Annotated in this window: 13 protein-coding genes; 4 read left to right on the top strand and 9 right to left on the bottom strand. The window is 62.2% G+C overall.

Annotation, left to right across the window (positions count from 1 at the left end):
- Positions 1 to 52 precede the first annotated feature (52 nt).
- Positions 53 to 703, top strand: coding sequence for a glutathione binding-like protein (locus AB7828_RS26720; protein WP_441231631.1), 651 nt, complete (start codon positions 53 to 55; stop codon positions 701 to 703).
- Here AB7828_RS26720 and phnE (AB7828_RS26715) read toward each other — a convergent pair whose 3' ends face one another.
- The 4 genes from phnE (AB7828_RS26715) to phnC all read right to left on the bottom strand — a co-directional run bounded on the left by phnE (AB7828_RS26715) (position 704) and on the right by phnC (position 4,375).
- The gene (phnE, locus tag AB7828_RS26715) at positions 704 to 1,552 is read right to left on the bottom strand and encodes a phosphonate ABC transporter, permease protein PhnE (protein ID WP_441231630.1); all 849 of its coding nucleotides are present in this window, start codon (positions 1,550 to 1,552) and stop codon (positions 704 to 706) included.
- On the bottom strand, positions 1,549 to 2,433 hold the full coding sequence (gene phnE / locus AB7828_RS26710; protein ID WP_441231629.1) for a phosphonate ABC transporter, permease protein PhnE: 885 nt from the start codon (positions 2,431 to 2,433) through the stop codon (positions 1,549 to 1,551). Before phnE (AB7828_RS26710) ends, phnE (AB7828_RS26715) begins: the two co-directional genes overlap by 4 nt.
- A gap of 80 nt (positions 2,434 to 2,513) precedes the next feature.
- A complete protein-coding gene (gene phnD / locus AB7828_RS26705; RefSeq protein WP_093759422.1) occupies positions 2,514 to 3,452 on the bottom strand; it encodes a phosphonate ABC transporter substrate-binding protein in 939 nt (312 codons plus the stop codon).
- Positions 3,453 to 3,565: 113 nt separating this feature from the next.
- The gene (phnC, locus tag AB7828_RS26700; protein ID WP_120288521.1) at positions 3,566 to 4,375 is read right to left on the bottom strand and encodes a phosphonate ABC transporter ATP-binding protein; all 810 of its coding nucleotides are present in this window, start codon (positions 4,373 to 4,375) and stop codon (positions 3,566 to 3,568) included.
- Between the two features lie 224 nt (positions 4,376 to 4,599).
- Between phnC and AB7828_RS26695 the strand changes: the two genes are divergently transcribed.
- From AB7828_RS26695 to AB7828_RS26685, 3 genes are read left to right on the top strand one after another with little or no spacing between them, the layout of a single operon-like run.
- Positions 4,600 to 5,250 (top strand): chloramphenicol acetyltransferase, encoded by a 651-nt coding sequence (locus AB7828_RS26695; RefSeq protein ID WP_309947469.1) that lies wholly within the window; start codon positions 4,600 to 4,602, stop codon positions 5,248 to 5,250.
- Entirely contained in the window at positions 5,247 to 6,434 is a 1,188-nt protein-coding gene (locus AB7828_RS26690) for an alpha-D-ribose 1-methylphosphonate 5-triphosphate diphosphatase (RefSeq protein ID WP_309947470.1), read from the top strand. Before AB7828_RS26695 ends, AB7828_RS26690 begins: the two co-directional genes overlap by 4 nt.
- Positions 6,435 to 6,454: 20 nt before the next feature.
- Positions 6,455 to 7,156, top strand: a complete 702-nt coding sequence (locus AB7828_RS26685) for a DUF1045 domain-containing protein (RefSeq protein ID WP_089263606.1) — start codon at positions 6,455 to 6,457, stop codon at positions 7,154 to 7,156.
- A 4-nt stretch (positions 7,157 to 7,160) separates the two neighbouring features.
- Here AB7828_RS26685 and zigA read toward each other — a convergent pair whose 3' ends face one another.
- The 5 genes from zigA to AB7828_RS26660 form a co-directional block, all read right to left on the bottom strand.
- Complete coding sequence (gene zigA / locus AB7828_RS26680; protein ID WP_089262025.1) at positions 7,161 to 8,372, bottom strand: zinc metallochaperone GTPase ZigA; 1,212 nt, start codon at positions 8,370 to 8,372, stop codon at positions 7,161 to 7,163.
- Positions 8,373 to 8,553: 181 nt separating this feature from the next.
- Complete coding sequence (locus AB7828_RS26675; RefSeq protein ID WP_441231628.1) at positions 8,554 to 9,702, bottom strand: diguanylate cyclase domain-containing protein; 1,149 nt, start codon at positions 9,700 to 9,702, stop codon at positions 8,554 to 8,556.
- A 236-nt stretch (positions 9,703 to 9,938) separates the two neighbouring features.
- Positions 9,939 to 11,516 carry a gamma-glutamyltransferase family protein gene (locus AB7828_RS26670; protein WP_441231627.1) on the bottom strand — a complete coding sequence of 526 codons (1,578 nt, stop codon included), beginning with the start codon at positions 11,514 to 11,516 and terminating at the stop codon, positions 9,939 to 9,941.
- Positions 11,517 to 11,735: 219 nt separating this feature from the next.
- Positions 11,736 to 12,749, bottom strand: a complete 1,014-nt coding sequence (locus AB7828_RS26665; RefSeq protein ID WP_441231626.1) for an NAD(P)H-dependent flavin oxidoreductase — start codon at positions 12,747 to 12,749, stop codon at positions 11,736 to 11,738.
- An 88-nt stretch (positions 12,750 to 12,837) separates the two neighbouring features.
- Entirely contained in the window at positions 12,838 to 15,990 is a 3,153-nt protein-coding gene (locus tag AB7828_RS26660; RefSeq protein WP_441231625.1) for an efflux RND transporter permease subunit, read from the bottom strand.

The raw sequence follows: 15,990 nt of genomic DNA, 5'->3' as shown, positions 1-15,990 counted from the left end.
AAAATCAACCGGCGGACAGGTCGTAACAGTCCGCCATCTCAAGGAGGCTTCCATGGATCTGTATTTCTCCCCGATGGCCTGTTCGATGGCCACCCGCATCGCGCTGTATGAGGCCGAAGCCAGCGCCGATGCCCGGTTCTTCGAGGTCGATCCACTGAACAAGGAAGTGCGCAACGACGGTTCGGATTTCCGCGACGTGAATCCGCTCGGCCTGGTGCCGACACTGCGCACCGACGATGGCGTCATCCTCACCGAGAATGCCGCGATCCTGCAGCATGTCGCCGACTGGTTTCCACACTCCCCCATCGCCGCGGGTTCGGGCATCGACCGCAGCCGGCTGCAGCAGTGGCTCTGCTTCATCGGCACGGAACTGCACAAGGGGCTGTTCGTCCCGCTGCTGGCCAAGAAGGCCCCCCCGGAGATGAAGGCCTATGCACTACAAAGCGGGTTGTCGCGGCTGACCTATCTCGAAAACCATCTCACCGGACGCGACTTCCTGCTCGACAGGTTCAGCGTCGCCGACGCCTATCTTGTCACTGTGCTGAACTGGACGATGGTGTTGCCGGAGATCGATCTGAACAACTGGCCGGCGATCAAGGCCTATCACAAGCGCCTGCGCGAACGCCCGAGCATCGTGCGCGCGGTGACGGAAGAGTTCGAACTGTTCAAGGCCGAACAGGAACGCCACAAGGCGGCGGCGTGATTACGCCACCGCGCGGCGGCCGATGATGGCAAAGCGCAGTCGGCTGGAGATCCAGTCGATTGCCGCCACCGCGACCAGGATCATCAGGATCAGAAACGAGACCTTCTGCCATTCCAGCACGCGGATCTGCTCGGCGAGCTGAAGACCGATACCACCTGCGCCGACAATGCCGATAATGGTGGCGGAGCGGGTGTTGGACTCGATGAAATACAGCACCTGCCCAGCGATAACGGGCAGAACCTGCGGCATCAGGCCGAAACGAATCTCGTGCATCGCGCTGCCGCCGGAAGCGCGGATGCCCTCGACCTGCTTCTTGTCGGCGGCTTCGATAGCTTCCGAGAACAATTTGCCGAACGCGCCGAAATCCGAAATCGCGATCGCCAGCACGCCGGCAAACGGGCCGAGACCGACGACATTGATCCAGACCAGTGCCCAGATCAGCGTATCGACGCCGCGGATCGAATCCAGAAACCGCCTGACCGGAAAGCGTAGCCACGCCGATGGAATGACGTTGCGTGCCGCGAGCAGACTGACCGGCAGCGCGAACACTGCAGCAAGGGTGGTGCCAAGCAGCGCGATCGACAGCGTCTCGCCCATCGCGTGCAAATAGGCAGGCAGCGACGAGCCGGGATCCGGCGGGATCATCATCATGGTGATCCAGCCGAGTTCGCGCAGGCCGGTCCACATCCGCGCCGGCGAGAAATCGAGTTCATTGAGCCCAAAGATGAACAATGCCAGCGCCGCGACCAGGATCGTGGGCACGCCAGCCCGCGAGGCCATCGGGCGGTTGAAGACATCAGGATAGCGCCCGCGCAATGCGGGGGTATTGATGTCAGGCTGCCTGCTCATGATCTGGCTTCCTTGCCGAACAGACGGCCGCGCAGCCAACCGGTGCCGATGTCGATGACGAAGACCGTGACGATGATCATCAGCAGGATCGCACTGACGTCGGAATAGTAGAACTTTCTGACAGCAACGACGAGTTCCTGGCCGATGCCGCCGGCGCCGACGAAGCCCATCACGGAGGCACCACGCACATTGATCTCGAAGCGCAGCAGCGTGTAGCTCGCAAATCCGGCCGCGACCTGCGGCAGCACCGCAAAGCGCATGCAGTCGATCCAGCCCGCTCCGGTCGAGCGAATGCCTTCCACCGGCTTCATGTCGATATTCTCGACGATCTCGCCATAGAGCTTGCCGAGCGCCCCAACGCAGTGGATCGCAATGGCCAACACGCCGGCCATCGGGCCGAGGCCAAAGGCGATGACGAAGATCAGCGCGAACACGATATCCGGCACGGTCCGGCAGAATTCCATGAAGCGGCGCACGGCAAAGCGCAGCGGCACTGAGGGCGCAGTGTTCTCGGCCGCGAGAAAATTCAGCCCGAAGGCCAGCACGGCGCCGATCAGCGTACCGACATAGCTAATCAGCACGGTCTCGCCGAGCAGCGACAGCCACTTCTTCCAACCCCAGAACCATTCATTGACATCTGTCCAGACCCGGGTGCCGGCTTCGAGCGTGAAGATGCGATCGAAATAGCTGCCGAAGTTGCCGATCTTCTCGATGAAGGTCCTGAGATTAACCTCGGCGCCCAGCGCCGCGACGAACAGCGCTGCAAAGCAAGCCACCACAACGAACAGCGTGCGCAACCGCCGGCGTGCCACCGCCTTGCGATAGGCGTCGTTCAGCGCAGCGAGCTGCGGAGCCGGAAGAATGGAAACGGCGGCGGACATGATGTGCGGGCCTATCTGGGATCAAACACAGAAAAGGAGCCGGACCATTTCTGATCCGGCTCCCTTCAATCGTCTGGCGATCAGGACGCCTTCTTCTTGCGAAGCGCGTCCACGAACTTGATCAGGTCGATGGTCGCGTCCCAATCCTTGGTGGTCGCGGCGTGGAAGCCCTTCTTCTGGCCGTCCGACAGGCGATCAAAAGCCGCCTTGTCCTTGGTCGGTGCATCGACGAAGGCCTTGGCGATGGCGACCTTCAGCTCTTCCGGCAGGTCGGAGCTATAGGCATAGGGGCCGTTGATGATCGGGGCCGACTTGTGGATGATGCGGAAGTCTTCCTTCTTCATCGGCGTGCCGTCGGCATTCTTCAGCATGCCCTTGGTCAGCATCTGCTGCAGCGTCGAGTCGTTGTCGTTGGTCCACTGGTTGGCGGCGACATCGACGGTGCCCTGCGACAGCGCCAGTAGCGCATTTTCGTGGCTGCCGGTGAACACGACCTTGCTGAAATAGGTGTCGGCATCGGAGATGCCCATCTTGTCCAGCTCGAAGCGCGGCACGTTGTTGCCGGAGGTCGAATTCGGATCGACCAGACCGAGGTTCTTGCCCTTCAGATTATCGATGGTCTTGTAAGCGCTGTTCGCCTTGACGAAGAACACCGAGTAATAGCCCGTCGAGCCATCGATGTTGATGTCGTTGGCAAAGGCATCGGTCTTCACGCCGGTGAGGCGGGCGCGCGCGAACGAGGCCGAACCATAGCTGGCGATGTGGATGTTGCCGGAGCGCTGGCCTTCGATGACGGCTGCGTAGTCATTGGCGATGCGCAAATTGACCTTCACGCCGAGTTCTTTCGACAGATAGGCGACGAAGGGCGCCCAGCGCTCGGTGACGCCCGAGGCGTTTTCCGCCGGGATGATGGCGAAGGTCAGTTCCGGATACTTGGCCTTGTAATCCTGGGCCGAGGCCGAGGTGGCGGCGAAAGCCAGCGCCGCGGCGCTGAGCAGAATGGAGCGACGGTTGATCATGACAGTCCCTGTTTTGATCTGAGGTGAAACGTTTTTTCTTGGTAGAAGGCGCGTCTATCGCGGCGATGCCATCGTTACGATGACGTCACCGCGATACTTTCAACGCACGGCGATCACGCGACGGCGGCAACGCCGTATTCGGGAACGCGGGCGGGCGTCGGCATATGCGCCGATCCCATCACCTCGTCGGCTTCGAGATCGTAGAGTTCGCGGGCGATATGTTCGGTGAGCGCGGAAGGCGCGCCATCGAACACGACGCGGCCAGCGGACATGCCGATCAGGCGATCGCAATAGGTGCGCGCCAGATCGAGCGAATGCAGGTTGCACATCACGGTAATGCCGAAGTGCTTGTTGATACGCAGCAATGCATCCATGACGATGCGGGTGTTGCGCGGATCGAGCGAGGCGATCGGCTCATCGGCGAGGATAATGTCGGGCTGCTGCACCAAGGCGCGAGCGATGGCGACGCGTTGTTGCTGACCGCCGGAGAGCTGATCGGCGCGCTGCGAGGCATATTGCGCCATGTCGAACTGTTCCAGCGCCGACATCGCCAGCGCACGGTCGTCCTCAGGCCACATCTGGGTCAGCGAGCGCCACTGCGGCATCTCGGCCAGACGGCCCATCAGCACATTGGTCAGCACGTCGAGACGGCCGACGAGATTGAACTGCTGGAAGATCATCGCCGAGCGCGCGCGCCACTTGCGCAGATCGCGGCCCTTGAGTGCGGTAACATCGGTGCCATCAAATACGATACGGCCTTCGGTCGGCTCGCACAGGCGATTGATCATGCGCAGCATGGTCGACTTGCCGGCACCGGAACGACCGATCACGCCGACGAATGCGCCGGGCTTGATCTCGAACGACGCGTTATCGACGGCAGCCTTGGCGCCGAAACGGCACGTCAGCTTATCCACCACCAGCATGAGCCACTCCAATGACAATAGACATCGCCACCGGTAACGCCCGCGTTTAACAATGATGTGACATGTGCCCTGCGCATACGGGTTATCGTCGTTGCGGGAAAAGGACGCCCGAATTCATGTGAACGTCACGACGCCGTCACGAAACCGACCGAAGAGGTGCCCGCGCGCCAGCGCACACTCTAATATATCACCCACCGATTCCTCTTCCGTCGCACGAGCGTCACATGGCCGGAAAACAACTCTCGCTCACGCCAGCGGTCGATCCCACCGCGAAACTCGTCGATACCGAGCTCGGCGCCTATACCGAAGTCGGCGCGCGCACGATCCTCAATGAAGTGACGATGGGCGACTATTCATATGTCGTGAATGACGGCCAGATCACCTACACGACGATCGGAAAGTTCTGCTCGATTGCGGCGATGACGCGGATCAATCCCGGCAATCACCCGATGCACCGGGCGACGCAAGCCCACTTCACCTATCGCGCCAGCGCCTATTTCCCCGGCGAGAGCGACGACGCCGACTTCTTCGCCTGGCGCCGCGCGCATCACTGCACCATCGGCCATGACGTCTGGCTCGGTCATGGCGCCATCGTGCTGCCCGGCCGCAAGATTGGCACTGGTTCTGTGATCGCCGCCGGCGCCATCGTGACCAAGGACGTCCCCCCCTATACGATCGTTGCCGGCAATCCGGCGCGGCCGGTGCGGCGGCGGTTTTCCGAAACTGTGGAAGATGGGCTGATGGAGCTCGCCTGGTGGGACTGGGAGCACGAGATGCTACGACAGGCACTGCCGGATTTCCGCAAGCTCCCAGTCGAGGATTTCTTGAGCAAGTATAAAGGCGTGAAGGCGCCCAGGCAGATGGCAGTGACATGACGGATATCTTCATCGACGGCGGACGCACTTTGCTCGGCCAGGACATCGCCGAGACCTCGATGCAGATTGGGGATGGCGTGATTGCGGACATCGGATCGGATGCGCCCCATGGCGTGCTCGGCCTCGATGCCTCCGATCTGCTGGTGCTGCCGGGAATCGTCGACCTGCATGGCGACGCCTTCGAGCGGCAGTTGATGCCGCGCCCCGGCGTCGACTTCCCGGTCGATGTCGCCTTGATCGACAGCGACCGGCAGGCCATCGCCAATGGCATCACCACAGTGTTTCACGGCACCACGTGGTCCTGGGAGCCGGGCCTGCGCGGCGCGGAGAACGCCCGCAAGCTGCTGGATGCCATCGAGACGCTGCGGCCGAAGCTCGCCTCCGACACGCGCTTCCATCTGCGGCAGGAGACGTTCAATCTCGACGCCGAAGATGAGATCGTCGGCTGGCTGCAGGCCGGCCGCATCGATCTGCTCGCCTTCAACGATCATATGGACATCGCCGGCATCTCAAAGCCGGCAAAGCGCGCGCGGATGGTCGAACGTACCGGGCTCAGCAGCGATGCCTTCGACCAGCTGGTCGATCGCGTGCTGTCGCGCACCGATGAAGTGCCTGCCTCGATTGCCCGCCTCGCCAAAGCGGCGAACGCTGCCGGCGTGCCGACGCTCTCGCATGATGACGCAACCCCTGCGATGCGCGACGACTTCCGCAAGCTCGGCGTCAATATCGCCGAATTCCCGATCAACGTGGAAACCGCACAAGCCGCCGCCGATGCTGGCGACTTCATCGTATTCGGCGCGCCCAATGTGGTGCGCGGCGGCAGCCATACCGGCTGGACCAAGGCGTCCGACATGATCGCCAAGGGCCTCTGCTCGGTGCTGGCGTCGGACTATTACTATCCCGCGCAATTGCTGGCCGCGTTCCGGCTGCTCCATGATGGCATTCTGTCGCTGCCGCAGGCCTGGACGCTGATCTCGTCCGCACCGGCCAAGGCTGCCGGGCTCACCGACCGCGGCGAGATCGCGGGCGGGCGCCGCGCTGATTTGCTGCTCGTCGATGACAGCATCGCAATGCGTCCCCGCATCGTCGCCGTGATCGCACAGGGCAAGCTCGTGCATCTCACCGATGCCACGCGCCTGCAGCCGGCGCGTGCCATGCAACGCAAAGCTATTGCCGCGGCGTAACGCGGCTTTATGGTGCGGCCATGAGTGAATTCCCGCGTTACGCGATCTATTACGCCCCCGATGCCGACAGCGCCCTCTCCCGCTTCGGCGCTAAAATCCTCGGCTACGATCCCTTCACCGGCAATGACGTGCTGGTTCCCGGCGACCTCATCATGCAGGCGCCGGACTGGCCGGCTGTCATCAAGGATCCGCGCAAATACGGCTTTCACGCCACGCTGAAGGCACCATTTTCGCTGGCGGCGGAAGCCACCGAAGCCGACCTGATCGCAGCCTTCGATGACTTCGCGCGAATGCCCCGCGCCATCCCGGAAATCTCGCCTGTGGTTCGTATCATCAGCGGCTTCACGGCTGTGGTGCCGGATGCCCCCTCTGCTGAACTTTCCACACTGGCTCAGGCCTGCGTTGAGGGATTCGAGGTGTTCCGCGCACCGATGACGCCCAACGATCGCGCGCGCCGCAAACCGGAGAACCTGACGCCGCGGCAGGTCGAGCAGCTGGATCGTTTCGGCTATCCCTATGTGCGCGACGACTTCCGCTTTCACATGACGCTGACCGGACGGCTTGCACCCGAGCGCAGCGCCGCGGTACTGGCGATGCTGCAGCAGCGGTTCGCGACACTTGATCTCACCTCACTGCGGATCGACCGCATCGGCCTGTTCCACCAGACATCTGCGACGTCGCGCTTCCAGGTGCTGCGTCACGCGCCGCTGACGGCGACTTGACGCGTCACGAGGATGCCATCTCGTCGGCCCGTTTCCAGGCCGGAAACGGATCGGCGAGCTTGGCCCAACCGGCGATATCCATGCCGGGCTTGCCAGGCACGAGACAGGCATCGAGCCGACGACGGATATCGCTTTCATCCATGTCGGAACCGATGAAGACGATCTCCTGTCGCCGGTCGCCATAGATCTCGTTCCAGTTCTTCTTCAGCGACTGCCGCCAATAAGGATCGTCCGGCCAGCGATCGACGGGGACATTGGCCCACCAGAATCCCATGCCCTCGGTGCGCACGATGGCACCGGCCTGGCTGAGCTCCCCGACCCATTGCGGCCGCGTCGCCAGCCAGAAATGCCCCTTGCTGCGGATCACGCCGGCCCAGCTCTCGCGCAGGAAGGCCTGAAACTTCATGGGATCGAACGGCCGTCGCGCGCGATAGACGAAGTTCGTCACGCCATATTCTTCGGTCTCGGGCACGTGGTCGGCAAAACCATAGAGCTCCTTGTGCCAGAGCGGATGCTGCTGCGCCTTTTCAAAATCAAAACGGCCGGTATCGAGCACGCGGTCGAACGGCACATCGGCAAAGTTTGCCTCGATGATATCGGCATCGGGATTGAGCGCACAGATGATCTTGCGCGCGCTGTTGCATTGCTCAAGCGTGGCGTCATTGACCTTGTTGAGCACCACGACATCCGCGAATTCGATCTGCTCCACCAGCAGATCCACCAGCGTCCGCTTGTCACCGTCGAGGGCCTCGCCGCGGTCCTGCAGGAAGTCGGTGGAGGAATAGTCCTTCAACAGGTTCACCGCATCGACCACCGTCACCATGGTGTCGAGCTGTGCCACGTCCGACAGGCTGTCGCCGTTCTCGTCGCGGAAATCGAAAGTCGCGGCCACCGGCAGCGGCTCTGCAATTCCGGTGGATTCGATCAGCAGGTAATCGAACCGCCGGCTTTCGGCGAGCGCCCGCACTTCCTTGAGCAGATCGTCGCGCAGCGTGCAGCAGATGCAACCATTGGTCATCTCGACCAGCTTCTCATCCGTCCGCGACAGGTTGGCACCGCCATCGCGAACCAGGGCCGCATCGATGTTCACCTCGCTCATGTCGTTCACAATCACCGCCACCTTCAGGCCGTGACGGTTGTTCAGCACATGGTTCAGCAAAGTTGTCTTTCCAGCCCCGAGGAAGCCGGACAAGACTGTGACGGGGAGTTTTTGCATCGAGATCGAACAGTCTTTTGAGGGTGCGGGACATTGGGCTCTTCTCGTATGTAACGTTATAACATTACACTTCTAGCGCATGTCAACCCGCTAGCGCGGATCCCGTCGATGCGCTGTCAGCTTTTCCGATCTGCAGAAAATCTTATCTGGCGCGGCTCAGCCCACGCTCATTGCGTGGACGCTAGCCTGCCCGCGCGATTGTCTCGGCATCCACCGGCTTGGCAAACGTCACACGGTTTCGACCGCTGGCTTTCGAGGCGTAAAGCGCCCGGTCCGCGGCAGGCGTAAGATCGCAGGGGTCGTCACCCTCGCGGCCGATGGCTATACCGACGCTGGCGCCAACGGTCAGTTCCAGGCCATCGATGACGAACGGCTCCGAGAGCGTCCGAATGATGCGGCGGCCCAGCAACATTGCCTCCTCGCGATTGCCGACGACGGATTGCACCACAACGAATTCGTCACCGCCCATGCGCACCGCGAAGTCGCCGTCGCGCAAAATTCCGCTGAGCCGGCTCGCGACCGCCTGCAGCAGCGCATCGCCTACGGGATGGCCATGCACGTCGTTGACCTCCTTGAACCGATCGAGGTCGACGCTGTGAACGGCAATGAGACAGCCCACCGCCCTGGCGCGCGCGGCGATGATCGCGAGGCGCTCCTGAAAGCCAAGCCGATTGGCCAGGCCCGTCAGCGCATCGTGCCGCGCGAGGGTCGAGAATTCGTGCTTGAGCGAGATCTGCTCGATATTCTGCCGATAGATGAAACGCACGGTCTCGAAGCTGCCGAGCAGGAACGCGATCAGGATCACCGCATAGAAAGCCAGATTGCTATCGACGCGGGCGAGCGCCGCGAACGCCGTCGGCAAGGCGACCAGCATCAAGGCAGGCAATGCGATCCCCGGCCGGACGGAAATCCGACAGACGATGCCGGCCGCATAGCCGAACACCAACGCGGTCGCCAGGAGTTGATGAGCCGGATTCTTCGCCCAGAAGGTTGCTGCGCCGAGTATTCCGATCAGCCCTGCGAAGACGTAGCTGCTCCACGCGTAAAGCCGCTCCCATCGCTCGGCCGCGGCGATTGTGAAGCTGCGTTGACCCTTACTGCGATGATAGACGCCTTCGGTGGCCACGCGGAAGATCGTGACGATCACTCCGGCTGCACTCAACCCGTAGAACCATGGATTCGCAGAACTAATGGCGACGTGACACGAGACAATGGCCAGTGTGAAGCCGGCGATCGAGAGCGGCACACGCGTCTGGAAGAGCATGTCTATGAGTTCGATCCGGACATGGTCCGGAACGCCTACGAAAATTGACTTCCAGAATCTGACCACGTCGCTTCTCCCCGAAGCACCCGATACCGCCAAAGTCTGAAATTTTCATCGGCGAACTCGCTCAATATCTAACTGAGTTAACCGGCAGTTACCAATCGCACGCTTGTCCGTCAGGCGCAGAGCCTCTTCCGCTGGATGCAGAGAATTCGAGCTTATCGGGTAGAAGACTGGCGAACTCCGGACCAGTCATGGCGCGACGGGACCTGAAGCTCGCCATCGCGCCTTGTCCTGATCGATCAGAAGCCGAGTGCGAGACCGTCCTTGCGGTGGTCCGAGGCGCCGAGCAGCAGGCCGCGCTCGTAATCGATCTGGATCGCCTGGCAACCGCCGATGCCGGTATCCATCATCTGCAGCGTATGGCCGCGGCCGGCCAGATCGTTGCGCACCGCTTCCGGGATGGTCTTTTCAAGCTGCAGCAGGTTGTTGGTCGCGAACGAGCGCGGCGCCTCGGCAGCGGCCTGGATGTCCATCTTGCGGTCGATCACGTCGGATATGAACTGGGCATGGCCGGTGGCCTGATAGTGGCCACCCATTACGCCGAACGGCATGACCGCGCGACCGTTTTTCATCAGCATGCCCGGGATGATCGTGTGCATCGGACGCTTGCGCGGGCCGAGTGAATTCACATGGCCGGGCTTGGCGCGGAAACTCCAGCCGCGGTGATGCAGCAGCACGCCGGACTTCTTTGCATAGATGCCGCTGCCGAACGGGCCGAACAGCGAATTGATCAGGGACACGGCGTTGAGATCGCGGTCGACCACGGTCAGATAGACGGTGTCCTTGTGGATGACCGAGTCCCAATGCTCTTCCGGCGAAGCGTGCTTCATGTCGATCTTGGCGCGGAGGTCACCGATGAACTTGTCCGACAGGAAGCGCTCGACATCGACCTGGCCATAGGCCGGATCGCAGAAATAGGCATCGCGGGTGCGATAGGCCGCCTTGGTCGCCTCGGCGAGAACATGGATGCGGTCGGCCTCGCTCAGATTGGCCATGTCGTAGCCGGCCAGCATGCGCAGAATCATCAGTGCGGCGAGTCCCTGGCCGTTTGGCGGGCATTCGGCGACATCATAGCCGTGATGATTGGCCGAGATCGGCGTCACATAGTCGGAGCGCTGCTCGTTGAAATCATCGGCCTCGTGCGCGCCGCCAACGGCACGCAGCGTGGTGATAATGTCGTCGGCCACCTGGCCCTGATAGAAGCCGTTACGGCCCTCACGTGCGACCCGGCGCAGCGTGGCAGCGAGCGCCGGCTGGACGCGCTTGTCGCCGACCGCGGGGGCATGGCCGCCCGGCAGGTACTGCGCGGTCGCGTCGGGATGCAATTCCAGCTTGCGGCGCCATTTGGCCCAGTCGGCGGACACGCGCGGGGTGATGAGGAAGCCGTTCTCGGCGGCATCGATGGCTGCGGCAAACACGTCGGCCAGCGGCTTCGAGCCATGATCCTTGCTGAGCGTACACCAGGCATCGATGGCGCCGGGCACGGTGACGGTCTCGACGCAGGTCTCGGGAATGTCGCGAGCGCCGGACGCGGCATATTTCTCGGAATCGATCTTGGCCGGCGTACGGCCGGAGCCATTCAGCGCGATCGGCGCGCCGCCTTTTGGCGAATAAAGGGCGAAACAATCGCCGCCGATACCAGTCATCGCGGGATCGGCCACGCATTGCACGGCGACCGCCGCCAGCGCCGCATCGATGGCATTGCCGCCTGATTTCAGCATCTCCACTGCAGCCAGCGTCGCCAGCGGATGCGAGGTTGCGGCCATCCCGTGCTCGGCAACGGCGACGGAACGGGCAACGGCCATGAAATCACGCATGAGAGTCCTCTATCGGTACGAAGCCGCCTGGCGCAGATCGCGCGATGAGGCGGGAGAGATGCGGTCGAGCGCCGAGCAGATCGGCCCCCAGGCGCGCGGGGATGGCGTGTGGTTTAGCGCGTGAATCGGCAGCGTGGTAGCCGTTATGACAACAATGAGACTGGCAGCCGCTACCGCGAATACGATATCGCGCCGCAACCCAGCCGTGCATATGACGAGCTAGCTCCCGAGCGGACGGCGCGCCGTCGAACGCGCAGTCTCATATTCATCGCGCGTGCGGGCGACCAGCGTCGCTACGGGCTCGATTGCAGCAACACCAGAGACAGAGTGGCCTGCGCTCCAGACGTCGCGCCATCGCTTGACCCCGGACGTCGCCTGCCGGCCATAGAGCGCATCGGCGCGTTCTTTGGTCATGTCCGTCGGCAAATCTTTCGGATCAAGCCCCGCGGCGACAATGGACGGAACCAGCGTATTGGTTTCCAGGCCGGTGAAAGCCCGTGACAGCAGGACATCGTCGAGCTCGGACGTGACGAGCATCCGCTTGTACTCGTCCACCGCCATGCTCTCCTTGGTGGCAATGAACTTGGTGCCCATATAGCTGAGATCACAGCCGAGCACCTCGGCGGCAAACACCGCCTGCCCGTCCGACACACCGCCGGCCAGCACGACCGGCCCCTCCCAGAACGAGCGAACCGCACGCACAAACGAAAAACCGTTGACCCAGCCGGTCTGCCCGCCGGCACCCGCCGTTAGCAAGACGAGCCCATCGACTCCCGCTGCAATGGCTTTCTTCGCATGCCGGATCGAAGCTACATCGGCAAACACCATACAGCCTGCCTCATGCAGCGGACCGACGACCGCATCCGGCGGTCCGACGCTGGTGATCACCATCTCGCAGCCATGCCGGATCACCGTCGCCAGATCATCCTGCAAGCTCTCGCGACGAATGATGAGATTCGGACAGAACGGCGCGTCGTCCGGCCCGAGCGCGCCGAGAATACGCGCTATCCAGCAATCGAGTTCATCGTCGGTTCGGCAATTGGCCGTCGGAAACGAACCGATCACGCCAGCCTTGCACGCGGCAATGACGAGTTCCGGGCCTGACACGCGAAACATCGGCGCTGCGACCAAAGGCACCGACAGCCGCGGCCGAATTGTTTCCGCAAACCGCGCGGCACTCGCTTTGCCGCTGGGGTCGTCGATCCCGTGGCGGTCGCCCGAAGACAGCGGCATCTTTTTCCATCCCTCTCATTTTTCGGGAGAATAGCCGGAATTCCCCGGTGACCGCTATAAGCCGGGCGGAATGTCCGGCATGACGCGGCTACTCCGCAGGCGATGCCACTGCGTGCTCCTGTGCGTGGCCCTTCTCGTCCTTCTTGCGGCCCGGAAACAGGCGCTGCACCAACACATAAAGCACCGGCACGAAGAAGATGCCGAGCGCCGTCGCGGTGACCATACCGCCCGCGACGCCGATGCCGATGGCATTCTGGCTGGCCGAACCTGCGCCCGTCGCCATCGCCAGGGGCAGCACGCCGAGGACGAAAGCCAGCGAGGTCATCAGGATCGGGCGCAGACGCTGTCTCGCTGCGTGCAACGTCGCCTCGACCAGCGACTTGCCCGCCGCTTGTTGCTCGATAGCAAACTCCACGATCAGAATCGCGTTTTTCGCGGACAGGCCTATCGTCGTGAGCAGGCCGACCTGGAAATAGACATCGTTGGCCTGCCCGAACATCGTGGCCGCCGCCAGCGCTCCAAGGATGCCTATCGGCACGGACAGCATCACGGCGAAGGGGATCGACCAGCTCTCATAGAGGGCCGCGAGGCAGAGGAACACGATCAGTACCGAAATCGCATAGAGATAAAGCGTCTGGCTGCCGGTCAGCCGCTCCTGAAACGACAGTCCGGTCCATTCATGCGTATAGCCGGCCGGCAGTTTCTTCACCTGCTCATCGACCGCTGTCATCGCGGTGCCCGAACTGGTGCCGGGTGCCGCCTGTCCCTGGATCTGCACGGCCGCCACGCCATTGTAGCGCTCGAGGCGCGGCGAGCCGTAGCTCCATCTCTCGCTCGCGAAAGCTGTGAACGGCACCATCGAGCCCGACCCGTTGCGCACATACCATCTTCCGATATCGGTCGTCCCCATCCGGAACGGCGCGTCGCCCTGCACGTAGACCTGTTTCACGCGGCCGCGGTCGATGAAGTCGTTGACATAAGAGCCGCCCCACGCCGCCGACAGCGTCGTGTTGAGGTCGGTCAGGTTGATGCCAAGCGCCGTGGCTTTCGGCTGATCGATATCGAGATTGAATTGCGGCGTATCATCCTGTCCGTTCGGCCGCGACTGCGCGACACGCTTGTCGCCTGCAAGCTGTCCGAGCAATTGATTGCGGGTCTTCAGCAGCTCCTCGTGGCCGGCACCGCCGGAGTCCTGCAGATAGAAGTCGAAACCGCTGGCATTGCCGAAGCCCGGCAGCGACGGCGGCAACACGGTAAAGGCCATCGCGTCACGAATCTTCGAGAACACTGCCATTGCACGCCCGGCAATGGCCTGCGCCGACTTCGCGTGATCCGCACGTTCCGCAAACGGCTTCAGGCTGATGAATGCGAGACCGACATTCTGGCCCTGCCCGGCGAAGCTGAAACCACGCACGGCGAACACGCCCTGCACGGTGTCCTTCTCATTCTCCATGAATTGATGCTCGACCTGCTTGATCACATCGAGCGTGCGGCCGGCGGTGGCGCCCACCGGCAGCTGGATCAGTGAGATGAGCGTGCCTTGGTCTTCGTCGGGAAGGAACGAGCTCGGCAACCGGACGAACAGAAGCACCATGCCGGCGACAACCGCAACGAAAGCGATCAAGGCAGCGGCGGGCCGCCGCACCACGGCGCTCGTGGTCTTTTCATAGCCGCTCGCGGTGCGATCGAAAGTGCGATTGAACCAGCCGAAGAAACCGCGCTTCTGGCCATGACTCTTCTCGGGCTTTTTCAGAATCGTCGCGCACAACGCCGGCGTCAGGATCATCGCCACCAGCACCGACAGCACCATGGCCGACACGATGGTGAGCGCGAATTGGCGATAGATGATACCGACCGAACCGCTAAAGAAGGCCATCGGAATGAACACCGCTGACAGCACGACACCGATGCCGACCAGTGCACCGGTGATCTCGTGCATCGACTTCTCGGTCGCCTCGCGCGGCGACAGGCCCTCTTCCTCCATCACGCGCTCGACGTTCTCCACAACGACGATGGCGTCGTCGACGAGAAGGCCGATTGCCAACACCATCGCGAACATGGTCAGCGTGTTGATGGAATATCCAGCAATCGACAGTACGCCGAAGGTGCCGAGCAGAACCACCGGCACGGCAATGGTCGGGATGATGGTCGCCCGCCAGCTCTGCAGGAATACAAACATCACGATGAAGACGAGCACGATCGCTTCGAACAGCGTGTGCACGACCTTCTCGATCGACAGTTTCACGAATGGCGTCGTGTCATAAGGGTAGATCACCTTCAGCCCCGCCGGCATATTCGCCGTGAGCTGATTAATGCGCGCCTTCACACCCTCGGATGTGGCCACCGCATTGGCACCGGTTGCCAGGCTGATGCCCATGCCGGCCGCCGGCTTGCCATTGTAGCGCGCGACGGCGTCATAACTCTTGGAGCCGAGTTCGACGCGAGCGACATCCTTGATACGGACTGTCTGGCCCGATGTGCTGGTCCGCAGTATGACGTCGTTGAATTGTTCGATCGTCTGCAACCGGCTCTGCGATGTGATCGTCGCATTGAGCTGCTGTCCATCGACTGCCGGGAGACCGCCGAGCTGGCCGGCCGTCACCTGAGTATTCTGTGCCTGAATGGCTGCAGTGACATCACCCGGCATCAGATTGTATTTCGCGAGCTTGTCGGCATCGAGCCAGATCCGCATCGCATATTCAGCGCCGAACAACTGTACCTGACCGACGCCCGAAACGCGGCTGATCGGTTCATTGATCGAACTCGCCACATAATCCGCGATGTCGCTGGCGGTCATGCTGCCGTCCTCCGAGACGAAGCCGAGAACCATCAGGAAGCTCGACGACGACTTCACCACGCGCAGGCCCTGCTGCTGCACCACCTGCGGCAGAAGCGGCATCGCAAGCTGCAGCTTGTTTTGCACCTGCACCTGCGCGATGTCGGGATTGGCCTCGTTGCTGAAGGTGATCGAGATCTGCACGCTGCCGGTCGAGGTCGAGTAGGACGACATATATTGAAGATAGTCGACGCCGGTCATGTTCTGCTCGATGACCTTGGTCACCGAATTCTCTGCCGTCTGGGCATTGGCGCCCGGATAGGTCGCGGAGATCGTGATCACCGTGGGTGCGATTTGCGGATACTGGGCGATCGGCAGCCCGAGAATGGCCAGCAGGCCGCCGAACATGATCAGGATCGCAAGGACCCAGGCGAAGATCGGGCGTTTGATAAAGAAATGCGACAT

Source organism: Tardiphaga sp. 215_C5_N2_1 (assembly GCF_052076055.1).
GTDB classification, from domain to species: Bacteria; Pseudomonadota; Alphaproteobacteria; order Rhizobiales; family Xanthobacteraceae; genus Tardiphaga; species Tardiphaga robiniae.
This window is presented reverse-complemented; position numbering and strand designations above follow the sequence as displayed.